The organism is Pelagibius sp. (assembly GCF_965227505.1).
Taxonomy (GTDB): domain Bacteria; phylum Pseudomonadota; class Alphaproteobacteria; order Kiloniellales; family Kiloniellaceae; genus Pelagibius.
Genome location: NZ_OZ245757.1, coordinates 1593522 through 1617548, shown reverse-complemented (window position 1 = coordinate 1617548; position 24027 = coordinate 1593522). Strand labels below are relative to the sequence as shown.

At 64.4% G+C, this 24027-nt stretch carries 22 protein-coding genes; 16 read left to right on the top strand and 6 right to left on the bottom strand.

Annotated elements, in window-relative coordinates; translation table 11 throughout:
* Window positions 1–41 precede the first annotated feature (41 nt).
* From ACO06P_RS07705 to ACO06P_RS07635, 15 genes are all read left to right on the top strand, one after another.
* Window positions 42–572 carry a tripartite tricarboxylate transporter TctB family protein gene (locus ACO06P_RS07705; protein WP_420349419.1) on the top strand — a complete coding sequence of 177 codons (531 nt, stop codon included), beginning with the start codon at window positions 42–44 and terminating at the stop codon, window positions 570–572.
* 55 nt (window positions 573–627) lie between these two features.
* Window positions 628–2133: a tripartite tricarboxylate transporter permease gene (locus ACO06P_RS07700; RefSeq protein ID WP_421938190.1), complete on the top strand. Its 1506-nt coding sequence runs from the start codon at window positions 628–630 to the stop codon at window positions 2131–2133.
* Window positions 2130–2798, top strand: coding sequence for a TetR/AcrR family transcriptional regulator (locus ACO06P_RS07695; RefSeq protein ID WP_420349417.1), 669 nt, complete (start codon window positions 2130–2132; stop codon window positions 2796–2798). The genes ACO06P_RS07700 and ACO06P_RS07695 overlap by 4 nt, the downstream gene beginning before the upstream one ends.
* Window positions 2791–3624 carry a sugar phosphate isomerase/epimerase family protein gene (locus ACO06P_RS07690; protein WP_420349416.1) on the top strand — a complete coding sequence of 278 codons (834 nt, stop codon included), beginning with the start codon at window positions 2791–2793 and terminating at the stop codon, window positions 3622–3624. The genes ACO06P_RS07695 and ACO06P_RS07690 overlap by 8 nt, the downstream gene beginning before the upstream one ends.
* Complete coding sequence (locus ACO06P_RS07685) at window positions 3621–5021, top strand: hypothetical protein (protein ID WP_420349415.1); 1401 nt, start codon at window positions 3621–3623, stop codon at window positions 5019–5021. The genes ACO06P_RS07690 and ACO06P_RS07685 overlap by 4 nt, the downstream gene beginning before the upstream one ends.
* Window positions 5018–6169 (top strand): Gfo/Idh/MocA family protein, encoded by a 1152-nt coding sequence (locus ACO06P_RS07680; RefSeq protein WP_420349414.1) that lies wholly within the window; start codon window positions 5018–5020, stop codon window positions 6167–6169. Before ACO06P_RS07685 ends, ACO06P_RS07680 begins: the two co-directional genes overlap by 4 nt.
* 3 nt (window positions 6170–6172) lie before the next feature.
* The gene (locus ACO06P_RS07675; protein ID WP_420349413.1) at window positions 6173–7336 is read left to right on the top strand and encodes a dihydrodipicolinate synthase family protein; all 1164 of its coding nucleotides are present in this window, start codon (window positions 6173–6175) and stop codon (window positions 7334–7336) included.
* 2 nt (window positions 7337–7338) lie between these two features.
* Entirely contained in the window at window positions 7339–8160 is an 822-nt protein-coding gene (locus ACO06P_RS07670; protein ID WP_420349412.1) for a sugar phosphate isomerase/epimerase family protein, read from the top strand.
* Window positions 8161–8360: 200 nt separating this feature from the next.
* Window positions 8361–9440, top strand: a complete 1080-nt coding sequence (locus ACO06P_RS07665; RefSeq protein WP_421935165.1) for an L-dopachrome tautomerase-related protein — start codon at window positions 8361–8363, stop codon at window positions 9438–9440.
* A 147-nt stretch (window positions 9441–9587) separates the two neighbouring features.
* Window positions 9588–10544, top strand: a complete 957-nt coding sequence (locus tag ACO06P_RS07660) for a helix-turn-helix domain-containing protein (protein ID WP_420349410.1) — start codon at window positions 9588–9590, stop codon at window positions 10542–10544.
* A 142-nt stretch (window positions 10545–10686) separates the two neighbouring features.
* The gene (locus tag ACO06P_RS07655) at window positions 10687–11466 is read left to right on the top strand and encodes an SDR family NAD(P)-dependent oxidoreductase (protein WP_420349409.1); all 780 of its coding nucleotides are present in this window, start codon (window positions 10687–10689) and stop codon (window positions 11464–11466) included.
* Window positions 11467–11500: 34 nt separating this feature from the next.
* Window positions 11501–12541, top strand: coding sequence for an antibiotic biosynthesis monooxygenase (locus ACO06P_RS07650; RefSeq protein ID WP_420349408.1), 1041 nt, complete (start codon window positions 11501–11503; stop codon window positions 12539–12541).
* 95 nt (window positions 12542–12636) lie between these two features.
* On the top strand, window positions 12637–13392 hold the full coding sequence (locus ACO06P_RS07645; RefSeq protein ID WP_420349407.1) for an SDR family NAD(P)-dependent oxidoreductase: 756 nt from the start codon (window positions 12637–12639) through the stop codon (window positions 13390–13392).
* A 48-nt stretch (window positions 13393–13440) separates the two neighbouring features.
* Entirely contained in the window at window positions 13441–13851 is a 411-nt protein-coding gene (locus tag ACO06P_RS07640) for a nuclear transport factor 2 family protein (RefSeq protein ID WP_420349406.1), read from the top strand.
* Between the two features lie 445 nt (window positions 13852–14296).
* Entirely contained in the window at window positions 14297–15490 is a 1194-nt protein-coding gene (locus ACO06P_RS07635) for an NAD(P)/FAD-dependent oxidoreductase (protein ID WP_420349405.1), read from the top strand.
* 16 nt (window positions 15491–15506) lie between these two features.
* Here ACO06P_RS07635 and ACO06P_RS07630 read toward each other — a convergent pair whose 3' ends face one another.
* The 6 genes from ACO06P_RS07630 to ACO06P_RS07605 form a co-directional block, all read right to left on the bottom strand.
* Entirely contained in the window at window positions 15507–17138 is a 1632-nt protein-coding gene (locus tag ACO06P_RS07630) for a GMC family oxidoreductase (RefSeq protein ID WP_420349404.1), read from the bottom strand.
* A 9-nt stretch (window positions 17139–17147) separates the two neighbouring features.
* The gene (locus ACO06P_RS07625; RefSeq protein ID WP_420349403.1) at window positions 17148–18008 is read right to left on the bottom strand and encodes an ABC transporter permease; all 861 of its coding nucleotides are present in this window, start codon (window positions 18006–18008) and stop codon (window positions 17148–17150) included.
* Window positions 18009–18020: 12 nt separating this feature from the next.
* Window positions 18021–18890 (bottom strand): ABC transporter permease, encoded by an 870-nt coding sequence (locus tag ACO06P_RS07620; RefSeq protein WP_420349402.1) that lies wholly within the window; start codon window positions 18888–18890, stop codon window positions 18021–18023.
* Window positions 18887–20005: an ABC transporter ATP-binding protein gene (locus ACO06P_RS07615; protein ID WP_420349401.1), complete on the bottom strand. Its 1119-nt coding sequence runs from the start codon at window positions 20003–20005 to the stop codon at window positions 18887–18889. Before ACO06P_RS07615 ends, ACO06P_RS07620 begins: the two co-directional genes overlap by 4 nt.
* A 112-nt stretch (window positions 20006–20117) precedes the next feature.
* A complete protein-coding gene (locus ACO06P_RS07610) occupies window positions 20118–21206 on the bottom strand; it encodes an extracellular solute-binding protein (RefSeq protein ID WP_420349400.1) in 1089 nt (362 codons plus the stop codon).
* A gap of 116 nt (window positions 21207–21322) precedes the next feature.
* Complete coding sequence (locus ACO06P_RS07605; RefSeq protein ID WP_421935164.1) at window positions 21323–22804, bottom strand: PLP-dependent aminotransferase family protein; 1482 nt, start codon at window positions 22802–22804, stop codon at window positions 21323–21325.
* Between the two features lie 114 nt (window positions 22805–22918).
* Here ACO06P_RS07605 and ACO06P_RS07600 point away from each other — a divergent pair, with 114 nt between their 5' ends.
* Complete coding sequence (locus ACO06P_RS07600; protein WP_420349398.1) at window positions 22919–24025, top strand: mandelate racemase/muconate lactonizing enzyme family protein; 1107 nt, start codon at window positions 22919–22921, stop codon at window positions 24023–24025.
* The last annotated feature ends 2 nt before the right edge of the window (window positions 24026–24027 follow it).

The following is a 24027-nucleotide window of genomic DNA, read 5'->3' as shown; positions in this document are numbered from 1 at the left end:
CGCTTTGACCGCAACCGTTTTCGCTGAACGGGTACCGCGATATGGGTTTCGACACTGCCCTGGCAGATCGGATCACAGCCGTCGTGCTGTTTGCGCTGGGCATCGCCATGCTCGTCGGGGGCTACACGATGGACCGGCTGGAAATCCGCGCCATACATCCGGCGAGCATTCCGGGCCTCGTGCCGATGATCCTGGGCGGGGTGCTGGCGTTTTGTGCAGCCCTGCTGTTTTTCAGGTCCGCTTCCCCTGCGCAGACCGCGCCGCGACAAAGCGCAGAAGAGCCCTCCGGGGAAGCTGCCTTGCCGGCGGAACTGCCGCCGCAATCCTGGCAGAATCTGCTGGCAACTGCAGCCTGGAGCATCGTCTACGCCGTTCTTCTTGTCGGCTGGCTGCCGTTCTTTGCCGCCACGGCGATCTATGTCGCCGGTTTCATCGTGATCTTTGGCCGATCGCGCGAGCGGGCTCCGGGCGCAAGGCTGAAGCGCCTGCTCTTCACGGCGGTCTTCGCCTTGCTGGCCTCTGCGGCCATCGCCGTGCTCTTCCGCGACGCCTTTCTGGTGAGGCTTCCGTGAGCGCGGGTCAGCCGTAGTGGAGGGACTCTGGGCACTGAACGACGCTTTCGTGCGGATGACCTCGCTCGAATCGTTGCTCCATGTCGCCTGGGCGACCCTTCTGGGAATCTTCGTTGGCAGCCTTCCGGGGCTGACCGCCACCATGGGCGTCGCGTTGTTGACGACTCTGACCTATTCGCTCGACCGTGACACGGCGATCCTGGTGTTGATCTGTATGTACGTCGGCGCAATCTACGGCGGATCGCGCAGTGCGATTCTGCTGAACATTCCGGGCACGCCGGCCAGTGCCGCGACGGCGCTCGACGGATTTCCCCTGGCGCAGAGCGGCAATGCCAGCTACGCGATGGGCCTGGCGACCGCCGGCTCCGCCCTCGGCACCCTGGTCGGCATCGGCCTGCTTGTCGTCTTCGCCCCGCCTTTGGCCGAGGCCGCCCTCAAGTTCGGCTCCTTCGAGTTTTTCTGGCTGGCGCTCTTCGGCATCGTCATCTCAGGCCAGATCACCGGCAACAGCGACCCGCTCAAGGGCTACATCGCCGGCATTCTTGGGCTGATGGTGGCGATGATCGGCAGCGATGGCCTGCACGCGCATATCCGCTTCAACCTCGGCGTCGACGCCTTGAACGGGGGGATCGGGCTGATCCCGGCGATGGTCGGGGCCTTCGGCTTCGCCGAGGTGCTGACCGTGATGTGGCAGCGCAAGGCAAAGCTGGCGGCCCGGCACGGCGAGGGCGGCCGCGTGCTGCCGCGCCTGCTGGATCTGTGGCGCTACAAGTTCACCATCGGCCGCTCCGGCGTGATCGGCACGATGGTCGGGATCATCCCCGGCGTCGGAGAGGACATCGGTGCCTGGGCCTCCTACGCGGTGGCGCGACGCAGCAGCCGCGAACGGGCGCGGTTCGGCAAGGGGTCGACCGAGGGGCTGACGGCCGCAGAGACGGGCAACAGCGCCGTGGTCCCCGGCGCCCTGATCCCCGCGCTGACCCTTGCCGTACCCGGCTCCGCGCCGGCGGCCGTGCTGATCGCCGCGCTTTTCATCCACGGCATCCGGCCCGGCCCGATGATCATGATCGAGCAGCCCGACTTCATCTACTCCGTTGCCGTGATGCTGGTCTTCGCCACCACCGCCATCGCCGTCTTCGGTCTGTCGCTGACGCGGCTTTTCGTTCTGGTCCTCAGGATCCCGCGCGAGTACCTGATGCCCATCGTCTTCGTCCTCTGTGTGATCGGCCCCTATGCCCTGACCCAGAGGATCTTCGACATCTGGGTCATGGTGGCTTTCGGCCTCATTGGCTTCGTGCTGCGGCAGATGAACTATCCGATTGCTCCGCTGGTTCTGGGGATCATTCTGGGTGATCTTCTGGACAAGAGCCTGCGCCGCGGGCTGACGTTGAGCGACGGCGAACTTGCGCCCTTTTTCACCCGGCCGATCTCGGCTGCCTTTGCAATGATCATTGCGATCAGCATCCTGGTGAGTTTTCCTGCCGTGCGGCGTGCGCTCGGGCGTTTCAATCCTTTTGGGCGGGGCGCTGCGCCCGCAAACCCGGAAGGAGACAATTCATGACCCGCGCCGCCCCGGCCAAGGCCAAGCCGGCCCGTAAAAGAGACGCCGAAAGGTCCAAGCGCGCGATTCTGCAGGCCGCGCTGGTCGAGTTCTCCGAACAGGGCTACGCAGGCGCACGCATCGACACCATCGCCGAGCGCTCGGGCATCAGCAAACCGATGATCTACAGCTACTTCGGCGACAAGGACGACCTCTACGCCGCGGCGTTGCGCGAGGCCTATGTGCAGATCCGCGAGGGCGAACGCGATCTGCATCTCGATGACCTGGCGCCCGAGGAGGCAATCCGTGCCCTGGTCAGTTTCACGCTGAGTCACTTCCGTTCGAAGCCCTGGTTCATCTCGATGCTGAACACGGAAAACCTCAGAGGCGGGACCACGGTGCGGCGGATCAGCGACGTGACCGCCATTCAGTCACGGCTGCTTGAACAGCTTCGCGAAGTGCTGGAGCGTGGGGCCAGAGAGAAGGTCTTTCGCTCCGGCATCGACCCGGTGGACTTTTACATCACCATTGCATCGATCTGTTACTTCCCGATCTCCAACGCCCACACGCTGCAGGTCGTCTTTAAGTGCCCGATGGACGAAGCCTGGATGGAGCAGCGCCGCCGCGATGCCGAAGAAATCGCCATCCGCTTCCTGCGGCCCGGTCCTGAGGACGGCGATGCTTAAAGTCGCGCTCTGCAATGAACTTCTGGCAGCAGAGGGAAAGTCCTTTGCTGAGCAGTGCCGGATCGCCGCCGCGCTGGGGTACATGGGCCTCGAGCTGGCGCCGGGAACCCTGGGCGACAGGCCTCACGCGCTCGGCGATGCGGCGATCTCCGAAATCCGGGGGACTGCGGAAAGCCATGGGCTGGCCGTAACGGGACTGCACTGGCTGCTGGCGCCCTATCCAGACCTTTCCATCACCGATCCCGCTGCCGCGGCAGAGACGCAGGATGTGCTGTGCAGCCTGATCGATCTCTGCGCCCGCCTTGGCGGGACGGTGCTGGTGCACGGGTCTCCGGCCCAGCGCGAACCTCTTCCCGGCGACAGCGCGGCGGAGACCCGGGACCGCGTGATCGCGCTTTTCCAACCCATCGCCGCGGCTGCCGAGGCTGCGGGCGTAACCTACTGCCTGGAACCGCTGTCGCCGGCAGAGACCCCCTTCATCAACACGGTGGAAGAGGCCGTGGCGGTGGTCGAGGCTGTCGGCTCGCCGAACTTCCGGACGATGATCGACACCAGCGCTGCCGGTCAGGCCGAGGCGATCCCGGTGGCCGCGTTGATCCGCAGGTGGGTGCCCAGCGGTCTGATCGGTCATATTCAGGTGAACGATACCAACCGCGGCGCGCCCGGGACCGGTAGCGACCCTTTCGGTGAGATCCTGAAGGCACTGCGCGACAGCGGATGGGACCGGCCCGTCGCGGTCGAACCTTTCGTGGTTCAGGGCGATGCCACCCGAACCTTCGCCATCGGCCTTGAAACCGTGACCGAGGCCTGGGAGGCGGCGGCATGATGCCGGTCTACCGCATAAAGGCCTTTGAACTGGCCGAGCGCCCGGTGCGCCTGCGCCTGCCGTTCCGTTTCGGCGATACCGTCGTGACCGAAACCGCGGAGGCCTATCTGCGGGTCACGGTCGAGGGGGCAAGCGGCGTCGTTCAAGGGGTCTCGGCCCAGTTGATGGTGCCGCGCTGGTTCGACAAGCGTCCCGAACTGACCAACGACGACACGGTGAACGGTCTGCGTCTTTCGCTGCAGAGCGCACGGAAGGCGGCTATGGGTGACCGGGGCAGCGTGGCCCGCCTGGCGGCGGAAGTCCGACGGAGGGTCGTTTCCGAGCTTTCGGAGATCCCGCGGCTGGCCGCGGGCTTCGGCCCGGCCCTGCTTGAAATGGCGCTGATCGATGCCGCCTGCCGGGACCAGGCGCTGACCTTTCCCGAGGCTGCGCGCCGCGATCTCTTCGGGCTGGCCGACCTTGCTCCGCCGGACCTGCCGGCCCGAGCCCTGCAGCGCCGCCTGGCCGCCATCGCCCCCAACTGGTCGATCGGCGTTCGCCACACCGTGGGCTACGATGCGCCGCTGACCGATACAGAAGCCGGCGCGGCAGTGCAGGACGGATTGCCGGTGTCTTTGGAAGCAGTGATTGCTGCAAGCGGCATCAGCTGTTTCAAAATCAAGCTGAAGGGCGATCCGGCGGCAGACCTCGGCCGGCTGAGAGAGATCGGGTCAATTCTCGATCGTCTGCCGGCCTACCGCGTGACGCTGGACGCCAACGAGCAGTATGAGGCAGAGCCCTTTGAGGCCTTTCTCGTGCAGCTCTTGAGCGACCGGGTTCTATCCCGGCTGGCGGCGGCTACCGCCTTTGTCGAGCAGCCGTTTTCCCGCGAGACCGCCCTGGCCGAGGACGGCCCGGTGCCGCCGGCGGCTATGCCGATCGTCATCGACGAAAGCGACGACAGCGACGATGCCTTCCCGTGTGCACTGGCGCGCGGCTGGTCCGGCGTGTCGGTCAAGAGCTGCAAAGGCGTGCTGCGGGCATTGCTCAACGCAGCGCGAGTGGCGGAGGCGCGGGCGGCCGGGCGGCGCGCCGTCCTGACGGCGGAGGACCTGACCTGCCAGCCCGGGCTCTGCTGGCAGCAGGACACGCTGATGGCCGCGACGCTCGGCGTCAGCGATATCGAACGCAACGGTCATCACTTTGCCGGCGGGATGCAGGGGGCCGACGCGAAGGAAAAGGCTGCCTTCCTGGAGGCGCACCCCGATCTCTACCGGGCCGGTCCGCAGGGTCCGACGCTGCGCATCGAAGAGGGACAGGTTCGCATCGCCTCCCTCAACACTCCGGGGTTCGGGTCACGGCCAGAGCCGGCCTTTACGGACAATACGCTTTTGGAAGAAGGGGAAGACGCTCGATGAAGCAACACCGCCTCGGGATCATCATGCACGGCGTCACCGGCCGTATGGGCATGAACCAGCACCTCATCCGCTCGGTTCTGGCGATCCGCGCCGAGGGCGGCGTCGCTCTGAGCGACGGCAGCCGATTGCTGCCCGACCCGATCATCGTCGGGCGCAACCCCGACAAGATCGAGGCGCTGGCCAAGGCCCAGGGCGTCGAGCGCTGGACGACGGATCTGGATGCCGCGCTCGCCAATGAGGAGGACACGCTGTTCTTCGATGCCGCATCCACCAAGCTGCGCCCGGAGCTTTTGAAAAAAGCCATCGACGCCGGCAAGCATATCTACTGCGAGAAGCCGGTTTCCGAGAGTCTTGAAGCGGCCAGGGAGATTGCCTTTTATGCGCGCGACAAGGGTGTCAAGAACGGCATCGTCCACGACAAGCTGGATCTGCCGGGGCTGATAAAGCTGAAACGTCTGCGCGACAGCGGGTTTTTCGGCCGCATCCTCTCGGTCCGCGGGGAGTTCGGCTACTGGGTCTTCGAAGGCGATTGGATGCCGGCCCAGCGCCCCAGCTGGAACTACCGGCGCAAGGACGGCGGCGGCATCATCTCGGACATGCTCTGTCATTGGCGCTACGTGCTGGACAACGTGGTGGCGCCGGTGAAGGCGGTGTCCTGCACCGCTGCGGTTCACCTGCCGGAACGCTGGGACGAAAACGGCGAGCGCTACGATGCCGATGCGGACGATGCCGCCTACGCGACCTTCGAACTGGAAGGCGGGATCATCGCGCACATCAATTCCAGCTGGTGCGTCAGGGTCCGGCGCGACGATCTGGTCACCTTTCAGGTCGACGGGACATTGGGTTCTGCCGTGGCCGGGCTGCACCGCTGCTACAGCCAGCACCGCGTCAACACGCCCAAGCCGGTCTGGAACCCCGATCAGCCGCAGACGATGAACTTCTTCGACGACTGGAAGGAGGTGCCCGACAACACCGTCTTCGACAACGGCTTCAAGGTCCAGTGGGAGCAGTTTCTGCGCCACCTGGCAGAGGACGCCCCCTGGCACTACACGCTGATGGAGGGCGCCAAGGGGGTGCAGCTGGCCGAACTGGGTTACCAGAGCTGGCGTGAGCGACGCTGGATCGACGTACCGGCGCTGGAGGGCTAGGAGGTGGCCGTCACGCTCACTCTTCCTGCCGCTGGCGGCGGGCTGACCCCGCTGACCCTTGCTGCCGGACCTGCGCCGACGCCGGCAGCCGGCGGTTGGAATCGGGTTGCCTATGCCGCCGCCCATGTCGTCGCCGACCCGCTGACGGACAACGACCCCTGGCTGGATGCCGCGATCGACTGGGAGCGGACCCTGGCCTACCGGGATTACCTCTGGAGCCTCGGCCTCGGCGTGGCGGAGGCGATGGATACGGCCCAGCGCGGTATGGGCCTCGACTGGGACAGCTCCCTGGCGCTCATTCGCCACAGCGTCGCCCAGGCCAGGGCAGGCGGGCACCTGATCGCCTGTGGGGCCGGGACCGACCACCTGGCGTCCGGTCCGGCGGTGAGCATCGACGATGTCATCGCCGCCTACGAGATGCAGTGCGAGGCGGTGGAAGCGACCGGCGGCCGGGTGATCCTCATGGCCTCCCGCGCTCTGGCTGTGGCGGCGAGGGGGCCGGAGGACTATGCAAGGGTCTATGCCCGCGTTCTGGGCGGTCTGTCGCAGCCGGCGATTCTGCACTGGCTGGGGGAGATGTTCGACCCGGCACTTGCCGGATACTGGGGTGCTGCGGACCACGGAGCGGCGATGGAAACCTGCCTTGCGATCCTGGCCGACAACGCGGACAAGGTAGAGGGCATCAAGATCTCGTTGCTGTCGGCGGAAAAGGAGATCGCCATGCGGCGGCGCCTTCCCGAAGGAATCAAGATGTACACCGGCGACGACTTCAACTACCCGGCGCTCATCGAGGGCGACGAGGAGGGTTACTCTCACGCGCTGTTGGGCATTTTCGATCCTATCGCCGGTGCCGCGGCGCGGGCACTTTCCGCTCTTGGTGAAAATGATCGCGGCGGCTACCACGATGCCTTCGATCCGACGGTGCCGTTGTCACGCCATATCTTCAAGGCGCCGACGCGGTTCTACAAAACCGGTGTCGTCTTCATGGCCTACCTGAACGGTCATCAGGATCACTTCACCATGGTCGGCGGGCAGGAGAGTACAAGGTCGACGCTGCATCTGGCGGAACTGATACGCCTGGCCAACGATGCCGGGCTGTTCACCGACCCAGAAGCCGCCGCCGCCCGGGCTCGCCCGGTTTTCGCCGCGCGCGGGGTGGAGGTCTGAGCATGCTCACTCCTGAGAGACTGTCGCTGAACACCGCGACCGTGAGCAAGCAGTGGAACCTGCGCCAGTGCGTGGAAGGCTGTCAGCGTCACGGCTTCGGCGGTATCGCGCCGTGGCGCGACAAGCTGCAGGAGGCCGGCGTCGACGAAGGCGCCCGCATGATAAGGGATGCGGGCCTGACGGTCACCGGGCTCTGCCGCGGCGGCTGGTACACGGCGGAAGGGTCGCTGACCCCGGCGGTGCTGGACGACAACAAACGGGCGGTGGACGAAGCCGTTGCCATCGGCGCCGCCTGTCTGGTCATGGTCGTGGGCGGGCTGCCGCCGGGCTCGCGTGACCTCGCCGCAGCGCGGGGTCTGGTTGCGGAAGGATTGGCGCGAACGCTGGACTATGCGCGCGCTCAGGCCATGCCGATTGCCATCGAACCGCTGCACCCCATGTATGCAGCCGACCGGGCCTGTGTGAACAGCCTGTCGCAGGCGCTCGATCTCTGTGACCAGCTGGGCGCGGGAATCGGAGTCGCCGTGGACGTCTACCATGTCTGGTGGGATCCGGACCTGGCAGGCCAGATCGCCCGTGCCGGCAGCGACCGCTTGCTGGCATTTCACATCTGTGACTGGTTGGTGCCTACGCGCGATCTGCTGACCGACCGGGGCATGATGGGCGATGGCGTGATCGATCTGCCCGCCATCCGCGCGATGCTCGAGGCGGGCGGCTTCAATGGCCTGAACGAGGTCGAGATCTTCTCCGCCGAGAACTGGTGGAAGCGCGATGCAGATGAAGTCCTGGCCGAAATCGTCGCGCGGGGACGGACCAGCTGCTGACACGCCGGTTTGCCCGCTTGCCGCCACATTGTGCAATTCCGGAAAGCCGGGCTGGAACGCAGAATCCAGCCAGCGCCCGCCTGCTGTAGTCTGATCCTGTATTGGAGCATCATCAACAGACTACGTGTGTCCGTTCGCGGCGCGCGCCCAAACAGACCAGGAGAAGAAGTGACGTGAAACCGGCAGGAGTCCTGGGTGCATTGGCTTTTCTGGTCTCTGCGAGCGCCGCCGGAGGCGAAGCGCTGCCGCCTTTGCCCGATCCGGAGTTCGAGGTGGTTGCAACCCTGGAACAAGGCCCGGGCAACATCGCAGTGACGCCGCAGGGAAGGATCTTCATCAGCCAGCACCAGTTCTACAATCCCGAGTACCGGGTCCTGGAACTTCTCCCCGATGGCTCGACGGTGCCCTGGCCGTCTGAAGCCTGGAGCCGTGCGCCGGGCCCGGACGGCCTTGGCCTGAACGCCGTACTGGGCCTGCGTTCAGATCCCCGCGGTGTGGTCTGGCTTCTGGACAACGGCGGCGATGTCCCGAGAGTCGTGGCCTGGGATTCCGTGGCTGACCGGTTGGAGCGCGTGATCCATGTTCCAGCGCCGGCAACCCGGCCCGGCTCGTTGCACAACGACCTGGCCGTCGATGTCATCAACGATGCGCTCTATCTTGCCGATGTCGGCGGAGACAACGGTCCGGCCATCGTCGTCGTTGACCTGAAGACCGGGCTGTCGCGGCGGGTTCTCGAAGGGCACCCGAGCGTTCAAGCCGAGGATATCGCGATGATCGTCGAGGGCCGCGAGGTTCGGTTGGGCGAAGGTGCGGAGGCCGCGCCGGCGCGCATTGGGCTGAATCCGATTACGATCGATCCGAGCTATACGTGGGTCTACTTCGGCGCCATGCACGGCGACGATATATGGAGGGTCAGAGCGCGCGATCTCGCCAATCCGGATCTCTCTGCCGACGAATTGGGCCGCCGCGTCGAACGCTATGGAGAGAAACCGGTCAGTGACGGTATCTCGATGGACGCCGGAGGTCATGTCTACATTACCGACGTTTCCAACACAGCGATCGGCGTGACCGGTCCGAGCGGTCAGTACCGCGTTTACATCCAAGACGCCGAAAGGCTTGTCTGGGCGGACGGTATCAGCGGCGGGCCTGGGGGCTGGATGTATGCTACCGTGAACAAGCTGAACCGCTCGGCCGTTTTGAACGGCGGTGAAGATGTTTCCGAGGCGCCGTACTATGTCGTTCGCTTTCGCGCTATATCAGAGGCGGTGCCCGGGCGCTAGAGGGGCTTTCTGTCAGCCAGATGCGCCGCTTGACGGCTGGATGACACAGTTGCCGCGCTTGCGGTTCGCTCCAGTGGACTGCGGTGGCTGCCTTCACCCCTCCGCAGCCGTTGGAGTCCTATAGTCAAGATCCGTTTCGGAGACGGAATGAGTGAGCAGCCATACCGGTCCTTTGCCGAGTTTCATGCCCGCACCGACCTGTCGAAGTTTCCCAGAATCCACCGCTCTTGCGGCTCAGAGCAAATCCAACTGATCAAAACCGAACGATCGGCGGGTGAAGTTCGCTTCCCGGCGGTTCCAGAGCTTGTGGTCGGGGTGGTCCTGGAAGGAGAGCTGCCGTTCCGCTTCGATCTTGGCGATGGCTGGTCGGCGGAGCACAGGCTGCGGAAAGGCGACATTCGCCTTTGTCTGCCGAATACGGAAGCCCGATACGAGTGCGGCGACCGCTACAGTCTGTTGCTGATCTGCCTTCCTGCGCCAATGACTGAGGATCTTCTTCAGCGGGAACCGCAGACAGACTTCAATGCCTTCGAACCGCTTCATGCGCAATCCGCCTTTCGCGATGATCTCGTTCAGGCGCTCGCACAACGGATCTGGGCTGAGAGCGGGAAGGAAGCGACTGCCTCTGATCTGATGGTCGATGGCCTTGCGCTGTCGCTGGTCGCTCAACTGCTGAGACGCGCCGACACCACGTTCGGGGATATGCGGAATGCGGCACACGACTGGCCGCTGTCGCTTGACCGTTCGGCGCGGTTGGTCGGGCAGGTCAAGCGCGCCCGCGACTATATCGAATCGAACCTTGCCCAGTCTTTGTCGATTGCCGATCTGGCAGCTGTTTGTGCAATGAGCCCAAGCCACTTCTCCCGGTCCTTTAAGGCCGTCACAGGCGAGCCCGCTTGGGCCTACGTCCAGCGCAGACGTTGTGAGCGGGCGCGCGACATGCTGCAGTTCACCGGTGATCCGATCGCGTCTGTCGCGCTCAGGTGCGGCTTTGCCAGCCAGGCCCATCTCACTTCGAGCTTCAAACGTGCCTATGGTCTGACACCAGCGGTTTTCAGGGAGCGGCAGGGCCGCGCCTCGTCCGTCCAGTTGGTCGGATTCTGAAAAAGCTTGGGCCGATCACGAAATAACGGCTCTCGCATCCTCACAATCTCTTCACCCGTAGGGTGCCTCCCGCCGGCGGGTCAGCTGTCCTGACAGCTGCGCCAGGGCGCCCTCGTGTGTCGGGGAAAAGAGGGTGCTTGAAATGACTGGCAGCATGAATGGGAAGGTTGCACTTGTCACCGGGGCGAGTTCCGGTATCGGACAGGCGATAGCGGCAGCACTCGCCAAGGAAGGTGTGAAGACCGTCATCAGCGGGCGAAGTGTCCAAGGGCTCTCGGAAACCGCTTCCCGGGTGAAAGCCGCCGGTGGGGAGGTTCACGCCATTGAAGCTGATCTGATGGACCCTGCCTCCGTCGAACTCCTCGTAACCGATGGCGCCGCCGCCTTTGATCGACTCGATTATGTCGTCAACAACGCCGGCACTCAGGGTGAGGTCAATGTAGTCGCGGACCAGCGCCTGGAAAGCTATGAAGAAGTTTTCGCGACCAACGTCCGCGCACCGTTCCTCATCATGAAGTACGCCATTCCGCATCTTCTGAGACAAGGCGGCGGCGCCATCGTCAACCTCGCGTCCGGCGGCGGTCTTGTTGGCGTTCCCGGTGCGTCGGTCTATTGCGCCTCCAAACACGCCGTCATGGGGCTGACCAAGGTTGCGGCGATCGACTACGCCAAGCAGGGAATCCGCGTAAACGCCGTCAATCCCGGCGGTGTCGACACCCCTATGCTGCGCAAGTTCTTCGAGTCCATTCCGGGTGACGACGCCCGCGCCGCCGCCCGCGCTGCCTTCGAAGCAACGCATCCGATCGGAAGGCTCGCCACTGCGGAAGAGATCGCCGATGCCGTGGTCTTCCTCTGCTCGCCCAAGGCTTCCAACATTGTCGGTATCGCTCTGTCGGTGGACGGAGGCTACGTCGCCAACTGACGCAGGCTGCTGGCTGATTGAAGGAGACAGGGCAATGACCGTCACTGAACTGATTATCACGGACCTTCTGGAAGCTGTGCCGGGCAAGGAAGAGGAGGTGCGCAAGAAGCTCCTCGCTGTCACCGATGGAGAGCGCAGGGCCGGCCCCGACTTCGGGATGACCCGCTTCGACCTGCACCGCAACAAGGCCAAGCCCTCACAGTTTCTGCTCTACGAAACCTGGACGACGCAAGACGGGTTCGAGGAATATCATCGCGCACATCGTCCCCCGGAGCTGTCTGATTTCCTGGCGGAGGCAAGTGACCTCCTGATCGAGGCGCCCGAAGACGTATCGCAGCAATGGGAACTGGTGAGCGCACCCGCGGGCAATCATGCGGCCCTCGCCGCCAACGCCTTTCTCGACGCCCTGGCCGTGTCGGATGCCGACGCCATCGCGGATATGTGGACCGAGGACGCGGTTCTGGAGTTTCCCTTCGCTCCCGACGGGTTTCCTGAGAGCGTCGAAGGCCAGCCGGCTATCGAAGAGTATTTTCGCAGTGCTTTGGCGGTGGTGACGCCAATCGCCTACCCGGGTCGCGTCATCACGCCGCTGGCTGACCCGAGCGCCTGCGTCATCGAATTCGGTAGCGAACTGACGGTCGGCGACGATCCGACGGTCCGGGACAATAAATACATCACCATCGTCCGGGTTCGCGGGGGGAGGATCGCACACTTCAAGGAGCACTATGACTCTGTGAAGCGGGTCGAGGGCTTTCCGTCTGCATCGGAGGTCGCCGGAGACGCCAGGCCGCCCCACGCGGTAACCGTGAGCCTGCGCGCCCGCGACGAGACCGCCGAGGAACTTGCCGCGCTGATGCGCGATGTCAGCGAGCGCGCGGCCCGCGATCCGGGCTGTCGCTTGTACCAGGTGTTGCGATCACACGATGATCCCGCTGTCTTCACCGTTTTCGAAGCCTGGGACGCCGAAGCGGACTTCAACCGGCACTTGGCCAATGCCTGGGTCGCTGACGTCAACGCGAAGATCACCCCTCTGCTGCACGGCCCGATCGTCTCCCAGTCCCACGCGCAGCTTTAGAGTCGTCCGTCACGACGGCCGCGTCCGGGGCGTTCCACTCCGTTCGTGCCATCCACGTTTGGCACTCTCAGGTCTTACAATCAAGGAGATAGCCCATGTCCGAAGGCTTCAGCGGCAAGACCGCGCTCATAACCGGTGCCACGACGGGAATGGGCCGCGCCGTCGCCATCGCGCTCGCCCGGAAGGGGGCAGATGTTGTCGTCGCGGCGCGGCGGGAGAAGGAGGGCGCGGAGGCCGTGAAGGACATCGATGCGGCCGGCGGGCGCGGCCTCTTCGTGCGTACGGACGTCACCAAGGAAGCGGAAGCGAACGCCATGGTCGAGCAAACCCTGGAGCGCTTCGGACGTCTCGACTTCGTCTTCAACAACGCCGGATCCGGTGTAAACGCGCCGATCACCGAGATGACGACGGCAGAGTGGAACCAGGACATCGCCGTCAACCTTACGGGCACCTTCTACGGCCTGAAGGCCCAGATGAAGGTGATGGAAGCCCAAGGCGGCTCGATCGTCAACATGAGCTCTCAGACTGCGAGCTTCGCGTCCCCCGGCTACGGCGCCTATGCGGCGGCGAAGGCGGGGGTCGAAGCGTTGACGCGGGTCGCCGCCATCGAAGGAGCGGCCAAGAACATCCGGGTCAACACCGTCGCACCGGGCGTGATCAATACGGACATTCTGAGAACCGTGCCGCCGCACCTGCTCGATACGTTGAAGTCGCGTATTCCGATGAAGCGCCCGGGCGAGATCGACGAGGTCGCGAACCTGGTGATCTTCCTGATGTCGCCCGCGTCCAGTTTCATCACGGGCCAGAACATCCTCATCGATGGCGGTTTCACCAAGGGGTTGAGCTTCTAGGCGGCGAGCGGATGCGGCCTTGCTTCACTTGAAAGGACGGAGATTCCAGTGACCACAGCGGACCTCGCGCAGCGCTTCCTCGACGCCCTGACGACGCGCGATATCGAACAGGTCATGCCCCTCTGGCATGACGACGGCGTAATGGAGTTTCCCTACGTGCCCGAAGGCTCGCCCAGCACATTTGAAGGTGCCGATGCAATCCGCACCACGCTTGCGAGCGCTTTTGTCCAGCGCAAGACAATGGAGTTCCTCGACGTCAGGGCCTATCAGGCTGCCGATCCCGATCTCGCTTTCGTCGAGTTCAACGGCAAAATGACGCTCCAAAGCGGCGCCCCCTACAACAACACCTATATCGCCAAGGTGGTGGCCAGGGGCGGTAAGCTTCTGCATTTCAAGGAGTTCTTCAATCCGCTCGTCGACCTCGCCGCCGGCAATCCGCGTGAGGCGGAAAACCGCTGACCGGAAACGCAGCCGCGCGCGGGACAGTCAATCAACTGTGGTCGGGCGAAGGGTAGCTTGCCGAAACGCTGAACCCGGCATCGCCAAGGCCCGTCCAACAGGCGAGGTGAGCGTTTAACGGATCGGCCAGCTTTCAGTCCTGCTCGGCCGCCGGCCTGGGCGCCGGCTGAGAGCGCGAGCTTCGGCACCAGAGGCCTCCATCATCCCGCCTCTTTCCCGGCTGCGCCCTTATCAACGGTTGTCTTCAGGTGGTCTGCCGGTTAATTGGAAATGGCCCTTAATCATGCCACGCGATGCGGAGAGACTGGAGGCTGTGGGGTGGAACTGAATTCTGTGAACTGCGGTGTCCGACGTCTTTACCTCTGACTGCAAACTGACCCCTTACTGGTGGGAACGCAGTCCAAGGCCCGAGCTGTCTGAGGCTCCGCTTCCGCCAAGCGTGGACGTGGCCATCGTTGGCTCGGGCTATACGGGCCTCTGCGCGGCCCTGGCCGTTGCCCGCGCCGGGCGATCCACCCTCGTCCTCGATGCCGGAGATGCCGGCTGGGGCTGCAGCACCCGCAACGGCGGCCAGATCAGCACCTCGATAAAGCCGGACTACGAAACCCTGGCCCGCCGCCATGGTGAGGAAGCCGCCTTCGCGATCCTTCGCGAAGGGCAGAAGGCCCTGGCCTGGATCGGTGACTTCATCGCGCAGGAGGGGATTGACTGCGATTTCAGGGTCCCCGGCCGCTTTCATGCGGCGCATTCTCCGCGGCATTATGAGCGGCTCGCGCGGGCCATCGCCAGCCAGCCGAAGGGGCTGGCGGTGCCGGCGCATGCCGTGCCCCGCGGCGACCAGCGGCGGGAAATCGGCAGCGATGCCTACTTCGGCGGCGTCGTCTTCGAGAAGCACGCCTGCCTGGACCCGGGCCGCTTTCACCAGGGCCTGCTTGAACGCGTCCTCGGCGCCGGGGCGGTGGTTGTCCCGCACTGTGCGGTCACAGCCATCCAAAGCGATGGCGATGGCCACCGCCTTGTCACCGGGCGCGGCACAGTGCTGGCCCGTGAAGTGATCGTCGCGACCAACGGTTACACAGGCAGGCTGACGCCCTGGCAGCGCCGCCGCGTTATCCCGATCGGCAGCTACATGATCGCGACCGAGCCGCTGACAAGAGAGGTCGTGGACCGCGTCATGCCGACGGACCGCATCGTCAGCGACAGCCGGCGCGTGGTCTATTACTACCGGCCGTCCCCGGACCGGACCCGCATTCTCTTCGGTGGCCGGGTCACCAGCGGCGAGACGGACCCTCTGCGCAGTGGCGCCTTGCTGCACCGGGACCTGGTGCGGCTGTTTCCCGAACTCTCAAAGACCAAGGTCAGCCACTCCTGGATGGGCTTCGTCGCCTACACCTTCGATACCCTGGCGCATCTCGGGCGTCACCAGGGCATCCACTACGCCATGGGGTATTGCGGCTCCGGTGTTTCCATGGCCGCCTACCTCGGGACCCGGGTGGGGCAGAAGGTGCTCGGCCTGGCCGAGGGGCGCACGGCGCTGGACGACGTAGCGTTCCAGACCCGTCCGCTTTACAACGGCAGACCCTGGTTTCTGGCGGCGCCGGTCGCGTTCTACCGCTGGTGCGACAGGCTTGGCCTTTGATCCGGATTGGTCGCCGCTAACTGCTGCCCCGCAGGATCAGGTCGCTGGCTTTTTCGCCGGTCATGATGGCCGGTGCGTTGATGTTGCCCGACGTCAAAGTCGGGAAGATCGAGGCGTCGGCGATGCGCAGACCCTCGGCCCCGTGCACCCGCAATGCAGGGTCGACAACCGAGGTCGCGCTGTCCGGACCCATGCGGCAGGTGCCGGCGGGATGGAAAACGGTGACGCCCTGCTCGCGGGCATAGGCGAGCAGGCTGGCGTCACTGTCGTCCCGGGGGTTCGGCGGCACTTCCGCCGTGATCAAACGCTGCATGGCTGAGGTCCTGGCCAGCCCCAGCAGGAAGCGGAGACCCTCCACGACTTCCTGCTGGTCGTGTTCGGTCGCAAGGTAGTTGGGCTGGATCTCCAGTGTCTCGGCCGGGTCGGGCGACCTGAGGCGCAGGAAGCCGCGGCTGGTCGGCCGGCAGGGCGAAACGCTGATGTGAAAGGCGGCATAGGGGTCCGGGTTCATCAGCGGGCGCGTGCCCGGTGGCGCCTTCAGATAGCTGAGGGGCGAGAAGTAGAGCTGCAGGTTGGGGCGGTCGAGTTCGGGCCGGCTGCGGATGAAGGCGCCGGCGTGGTTCAGGCTGAGGGCGAGGGGGCCGCGTCGCCTAGTCACGTACTTCATACCCGCCCAAAGTTTGCCCCACCAGGGATGGAGCTGATTGTTCAGGGTCGGCACCCGGCAGCGATAGATGAGCCCGACGTCCAGGTGGTCCTGGAGGTGCTGGCCGACAGCGGGACTGTCCAGCACCGGGTTAATGCCAAGGGCTTTCAGATCTTCCGCCGGTCCGACGCCGGAGAGTTGAAGCAGCTTCGGCGTGTTCACGGCGCCGGCGGAGAGGATAACCTCGGCGGTGGCTCGGGCGGTACGGCGGCGACCCTTGCGCAGGTACTCGATGCCGACGGCGCGCCGCCCCTCGAAGAGGACGCGCCGGGCTTCCGCCTCGGTCTCGATGCGCAGGTTTGCGCGCCGGCGGGCCGGCCAGAGATAGGCCCGCGCCGCCGACATGCGTATCCCGTTCTTGACGGTGATGTGGTAGGTGCCGACGCCTTCCTGCCGGGCACCGTTGAAGTCGGCGTTGCGCGGCACGCCAGCCTCCTCGCAGGCGCTCAGGAAGTCCTCGCAGGTCGGATGCAGATCGCGCGACGGCGACATGACGTGCAAGGGGCCGGCGCCGCCGTGCTGATCGCTCTCGCCCCCGGCGTGGCACTCCATGCGCTTGTACAGCGGCAGGACATCCTGCCATCCCCAACCGGGATTTCCGGCGGCCCGCCAGTCCTCGTAGTCTTCGGCCTGGCCGCGGATGAAGACCATGGCATTGATCGAACTGGAACCGCCGAGCACTTTGCCGCGGGGCCAGTAGCTCGCACGGTCCCCAAGGCCGGGAACCGGCTCGGTCGTATACATCCAGTTGACCTGCGGATCGTAGAAAGACCGGCCGTATCCGATCGGCACCTGGACCCAGAACCGGCGGTCGTCGGGTCCTGCTTCCAGCAGCAGGACCCTGTGCCGGCCGCTTTCGCTCAGACGGGCTGCAAGCGCGCAGCCCGCCGACCCCGCGCCGACAACGATGTAGTCGTAGCTCTCCGTTTCCCGGCTTGTCATCTGCGTACGTTATCCGCCCGGCTTGTCCCGCTGAACCAGGATCGAGAGTAGGGCGAGCAGCCCCGAGCCGACCATCAGAAAGAACGAAACGGCGTTCAGCACCGGGGTCGAGCCGACCTTCGCCATGCGGTCGAACATGGTGATCGTCAGGGGCGCTTCCGAGCCGACCAGGAACAGGGTCGTGTTGAAGTTCTCGAAGGAAACGAGAAAAGCCACGATCCCGCCGGCGATCATCGCCGGGCGCAGGAACGGCAGGGTGATCGTCATCAGAACCCGCGCCCGGCTGGCGCCCAGGTTGAGCGCGGCTTCTTCCATGGCCGCATCGAACTTCTTCAGCCGGGCGATGATGACAAGGGAGGCAATGGTGGTGATGAAGGAGAACTGGCCCAGAACCACGAGCAGAATGCCCGGGCGCAGGAACTCCAGCTCCAGGCCGTAGCGGTCCTCCAGCCCGTTGGCGACGGAGCTTGCAAGCACGAGGATCGAGATGCCGAGGATGACACCCGGAATGACCAGGGGGACAATCATGACGATGTAGAGGAAATTCTTTGCGGGGAACTCCCGGCGCACGAAAAGAAACGCGTTGCAGGTGCCGGCAAAGACCGAGAGGGCGGCGACCGCGATGGCGATGATGAAGGAGTAATAGAGGCCCCGCAGGAGGCGCCTGTCGTGGAACATCCCGAGCTTCGGTTCGGTGTCGTTGAAGAACCAGTCCAGGGTGAAACCCTGCCAGGGCAGCGCCGGGAAGAGCGAGTCGTTGAACGCGAAGGTGCCGGCGGAAACCAGGGGAGCGGCCAGAAAGAGGAAGAAGGCCAGGACGTAGGCCCGGTAGCCGAGCAGGAAGGCCCAGTTATTTCCGTTTCTCGCCATAGCGCCGCTCCCTCAGCTCCGTGCAATCGTGCCGGCGAGAGTCTGACGCGAGAGCTTGAGGCCAAGCCAGACGACGAACGACGTGAAGGCGAGCAGCAGGAAGCCGAAGGCCGCACCGGACTCCCAGTTGTAACGCGTGATGAACTGCTCGTAGATGGTCTCCGTGAACCAGCTGGAGTTCTTGCCGCCCAGCAGGATGGGGGTGAGGTAACTCCCGGCGGTCAGCATGAAGACGATGATGCAGCCGGAGACGATGCCGGGCATTGCGTAGGGAACGATGATGCGACGCAGCACCGTCCAGCCGTTGCCGCCGAGGTTATAGCCCGCCTCGATCATCGCATCGTCCATGCCGTCGAGGGTCGAGACCAGCGGTACGATCATGAAGAGGATGACCGTGTAGACGAGCCCGATGATGACGGTTACGTCGTTGTAGAGCAGCTCAATCGGCGCGTCGAGGATCCCGATGCCTTGTAGGAAAGACGAAATCACGCCGGTCTCCCTCAGCAGCAGGATCCAGCCGAAGGCACGGATCAGGTCGCTGACCCAGAGCGGGACGAGACAAAGCAGGAAGAGGGCGCCGCGTGTGCGCCAGCCGGCGATCTTGGCGATGTAGTAGGCGATGGGGAAGCCGGCCAGCAGGGCCAGGGCGGTCACCAGCAGCGACATGGAGCCGGTGCGCAGGAGAGTGTTCCAGTAAATCGGCTCCTGCAGGAACTCGATGAAGTTGCCGAGGCCGAACTCGTAGACCCGAGGGGCCACCTTCTCCCGCAGCGCCAGCACGCCCATGCCGATATGCGGCAGGACGATGAGCAGTGTGATCCAGAGCACAAAGGGCATGAACAGCAGAATCAGCGAGAGCCGCTTGATGTCGCTCTGCTTCATGACGGGTCCGCTTGGGAGGCAAAGCAGAGGGTTTGATCCGCCGACCAGCTCATCACCACCGTCTCGCCGGGTTTCACATCGTCGCTGCCGCCGGTCAGGGTGACGTCGGCCTCGATCAACTCGCCCTTGCCTGTCCGGACCAGGACCCGGCTGTTGGCACCGTTGAAGAGCAGGCTGTCGACAACGCCCTCGAGGTGATTGTGACCCGCGGTGGGCGCCGCCTCGCGCCGGCCCGTACGGATGAACTCCGGGCGCACGAAGACCTCGACAAAGTCGCCGTTCTGAAGCTTCTGCCCACTGCCCGCGGTGCACCCCAGGCCGAGGCCGGCGGCGGTCTCGACCCTGATGCCGCCGTTTGCGGCTTCCAGCACCCGGCCGTTCCAGCGGTTGGCGTCACCGACGAAGCCGGCGACGAAAGCGCTGGCCGGGCTGTGATAGAGTTGCTGGGGCGAACCGATCTGCTCGAACCTGCCTTGGTTCATCACGGCCACGTTGTCGGACATCACCAGCGCCTCCGACTGGTCGTGGGTGATGTAGACGAAGGTGGTGTTGAACTGGTGCTGGAGCAGTTTCAGTTCGATCTTCATGGCTTCGCGCAACTTCAGGTCGAGGGCGCCCAGCGGCTCGTCCAGAAGCAGCACGTCGGGATCGAGTACCATGCAGCGGGCGATGGCGATCCGCTGTTTCTGGCCGCCGGAGAGCTGGTGGATCTCGCGTTCTCCCACGTCCGGCAGGGCGATACGCTCGAGCACCCGCTTGACCTTCTGCTCGATTTCGGCCTTTCCGGCACCGTTGCAGCGCAGGCCATAGGCGATGTTCTCGTAAACGTTCATCATCGGGAACAGCGCCAGATGCTGGAAGACCATCTTCACGTTGCGCTTGTTCGGCGGCGTGTTGAGGACAGAGGCCCCCTTGATCTTCACATCACCGGCCGTCGGGTCTTCGAAGCCGGCAATCATGCGCATCAAGGTCGTTTTGCCGCAGCCCGAGGGACCCAGGATCGAGAAAAAGGAACCGCTGGGGATCTTGAAGGAAACTTCATCGACGGCGCGCAGACGCCCGAAGGTCTTGGAGACGTCGGTGCATTCAAGATCGTAGTCGAAGGAGGAATTCATGCGATCGCCCTGCGGGGGATAAGGGGCCCCGGGAACAAGAGACGCTGCCCCTGGTTTATGCCGCAGGGGTTTCTAACCAGGAGGCAGCGTCTCTGCAAACGGGACTGCCGGATCAGCCGCCGGTGGCGGCCTTGATCTTCTCGAGAGCCTTGCCTTCCATGTCCTCCACACCCGGCGGGATGTTGGCGAAGAACTGCAGGTTCGCGATGTCCTCGTCGGAGAAGGCGGCAGCAAAGGCTGCCTTCTTGTCGTCCGGCAGCAGATCGCTGCCGCCCTTGATCGCGGCGGCACTGCCGGTGCTGGCCGACATCAGCTTGACGATTTCAGGCTGCAGGACGAAGTTGATCCACTTGTAGGCCGCATCGTCAGCCTTGCCCTTGCGGGGCAGGGTGAAGGTGTCGATCCAGGCCAGAGCGCCGGTCTCGGGCGGCACGAAGACGATGTTGGGGTTCTGGTTGTAGATCCGGTACGCCGTCGAGTCCCAGGTCTCGGACGCAATCACTTCGCCGGAGAGCATCAGGGCGGAGAGGTCGTCTCCGCCTTTCCAGTAGGCCTTGATGTTGTCCTTGCAGGCGATCAGCTTGTCGACGGCCTTGTCGAGAATGGCCTGGTACTTGTCCAGATCGGCGTAGGCAGCGAACGGATCCTCGCCCATCGCAAAGGCAGTGCCCAGCAGAATGGTGCGCTTCAGGCGCATCGAGGTCTTGCCCTTGTACTGTGGGTCGCAGAGGTCGGCCCAGCTCTTGATATCAGGCGCTTTCGTCTTGTCGGCCATCAGGCCGGAGGTGCCCCACTGATGGGGTACGGAGTAGACCTCGCCGTCGATCGTGGTATTGGCCTTCACGCCATCCAGCAGCTTGGGCTGCATGACCGAGGTGTCGATCTTCGAAAGGTCCATGGGCTTGTAGATGTTGTATTCGAGCTGCGCTGCGTAGATGCGGTCGTGACTTGGCTGTGCCAGGTCAAAGCCGGCGCCGCCGGTCGCCCGCAGCTTGGCGATCATCTCCTCGTTGTTGGAAAAGGTGACCTCGACATCGATGTCCGGGTACTTTTCCTCGAACAGCCTGACCACTTCCTCCGGCGCGTAGGACCCCCAGGTCAGGAGCCGAAGCGTCTCCGCCTGAGCCGTCGTCGCCGTCGTGAGGGCCCCGGTGAGAATGGTGGCAGCCATCAAGGCGGCGGACAGTTTTCTGCTTGTCATTCAAGCCTCCCTTATTGGCCGATCGCCCAAGCAGACGAACCGGCAAATCAAATGCCAAAGCCTAGTGCGATAATGGACTGCAAAATATATCCATTACCGATTTGAGATCAGACCAATTATGGCGCCAGCTCCGGCAGAGAACGCAGTCTGTCGACGCCGCGGCGGATTTCTTCCGGCGTGACCCCGCCGAAACCCAGGACGAGGCCCTTGCGGTCGATGGGCGCAGCGCTGTAGCGCGACAGGGCTGCCACCACGATCCCCTGCTGTCTGGCGCCGGCGACGATGCCGTCCTCATCTGCATCATCGGGCAAGAGGCCGACGGTATGGAACCCGCTGGAGGTGGGGCGGACATCAATTCTCTCGGAAAGGCCCGCCGTTGCCTCGATCAGGGCGTCGTGCCGGGCCTTGTAGGCCTGTCGCATGAGCCGGATGTGGGTCGAGAAGAGCCCCTCGTTCATGAAGTCCGCCACGATGGCCTGGGTTGCCGTCGGAACGCCGCTGAGCCAGGCCGCGCTGATCTCGGCAAAGGCCTCCTCCAGGCCGCGCGGCGCCAGAACGAAGCCAAGCCGAAGGGACGGAAAGAGCGACTTGGAGAAGGTGCCGACATAGATCACCCGCTCCTGGGTATCGATGCTCTTCAGCGGCGGCTGCGGCTGGTCTCCGTAGTAGAACTCTCCGTCGTAGTCATCCTCGACGATCAGGGCATCCGCATCCTCGGCCGCACCCAGAAGGGCGAGCCGCCGGGAAAGGCTCATGACCTGGCCCAAGGGCTGCTGGTGTGACGGCGTCACGAAGGCGAGGCGGAAGTGCGGTGCCTTGCGCAGCCCGTCGGCAATGCTCAGCCCTTCGTCATCGACCTCTACGGCGACGATGTCGGCGCCGCCGGCGACGAAGGCGTTGCGCGCCCCGATAGCTCCGGGGTTTTCGAACCAGACATGGTCGCCGGGGTTCAGCAGAAGCGAGGCGATCAGAAAGAAGGCCTGCTGAGCGCCGGACACGATAAAGATCTGCTGCGGATCGCACTTGATGCCGCGGGCGGCGTTCAGGTGGGTTGAGATTGCTTCCCTCAGGGGCTGGTAGCCGGAGGGATGGCCGTAGCCCATCACGTCCTCCCTGCCCGCCCGCCAGTGCCGCGCCGACAGGCGCGCCCAGTGCGCCATGGGAAAGAGATCGAGGGCCGGCAGCGCGGTGATGAAGGCCTGCGACTTGTGGGGCAGCCAGGCCCTCGGGGCGAGGAAGCGCTGGGCGTGGCGCGCCGCGCGAGAGAGATGGTGGTCGGCGGGCTTGCTGGCCACCGGGCGCGCCGCTGCGACAGCCGCCCGCTGGCCGGCAAGCGCTTCGCTGACGAAGGTGCCGGCCCCCACCCTTGCTTCCAGGAGGCCTTCAGCGGTGAGCCTGTCCACGGCATCGATGACGGTTGTCCGCGAGACGCCGATCTCCTTTGCCAGGGTACGCGTCGCCGGCAGCCGTTCGCCTGGATTAACGCCGCCGCTCAGCAGGATCTCCTTCAGGCCCATATAGAGCTGGACGCTGATCTTTCGCCGCGCGTTCCGGTCGATCCGGATCGATGACAGCAGCGCCCCGGCGTTTGTCTTCATGCCTGTTCCCTCGAAGATTGGCCTATAGAACGAACGAAAATGGACCTTAAATCAAGGCCAATTCAGTTTATCGTGGCGAACCGACGATGCCTTTTGGGAGCCAACCGGACAGTTATGGAAATTGCGAGCGTCGAAACCTTCACGGACGAGTTCGTCTGCTTCGTGCGGGTCCGGACCGGGAACGGCGAAGAGGGCTGGGGCCAGGTCGCTCCCTACAATGCGGACATCACGGCGCAGGTCGTGCATCGCCAGGTAGCCCCCTACGCCCTTGGCCAGAGCGCGCTCAACATCGATTACCTCGTCGACATCATTCCGGAGCGCGAGCACAAGTTCCCTGGGGCCTACCTGCGGCGCGCCATCGGCGGACTGGACACCGCACTCTGGGACCTGCGCGGTAAGCTGGAAGGCAAGGCCGTCTGCGAGTTGATCGGTGGAACGCCCGGGTCGCTGCGCGCCTATGGCTCCTCGATGAAACGGGACATCACGCCGCAGCGGGAGGCAGAGCGCCTGAAGGACCTGCGCGACCGTCTCGGGTTCGATGCCTTCAAGTTCCGCATCGGTGCCGAATGCGGCCGGGACGTTGACGAGTGGCCCGGCCGCACGGAAGAGATCGTGCCGACCATGCGGCGGGAAATGGGTGACGGCGTTGCCCTGCTGGTCGATGCCAATTCCGGTTTCTCGCCGGCAAGGGCCATCGAGGTCGGTCACCTGCTGCAGGACAACGGCATCTCGCACTATGAAGAGCCCTGTCCCTACTGGGAATACGAGCAGACCAAACAGGTGACAGAGGCTTTGGACATCGATGTCACAGGGGGCGAGCAGGACTGCTCTATGGTGGATTGGCGGCGCATGATCAACGGCCATGTGGTCGATATCGTCCAGCCCGACGTCTGCTATCTGGGGGGGCTTACGCGCACGCTGCGGGTCGCGAAGATGGCTGAAAAGGCGGGGCTCCCGGTCACGCCCCACAGCGCCAACCTGTCGATGGTGACGCTTTTCACCATGCATCTGCTGCGCGCCATCCCCAATGCCGGCAAGTACCTGGAACTCTCGATCGAGGGTGCGGACTACTATCCCTGGCAGCAGAACCTTTTCGTCGAAACCCCCTATGATATCCAGGACGGCAAGGTCACGGTGAGCGATCGGCCGGGTTGGGGCGTGACGGTGAATCCGGACTGGCTCGCCAGGTCCGTCTACTGCATCAGCGCGTTGGAAAGGTGATC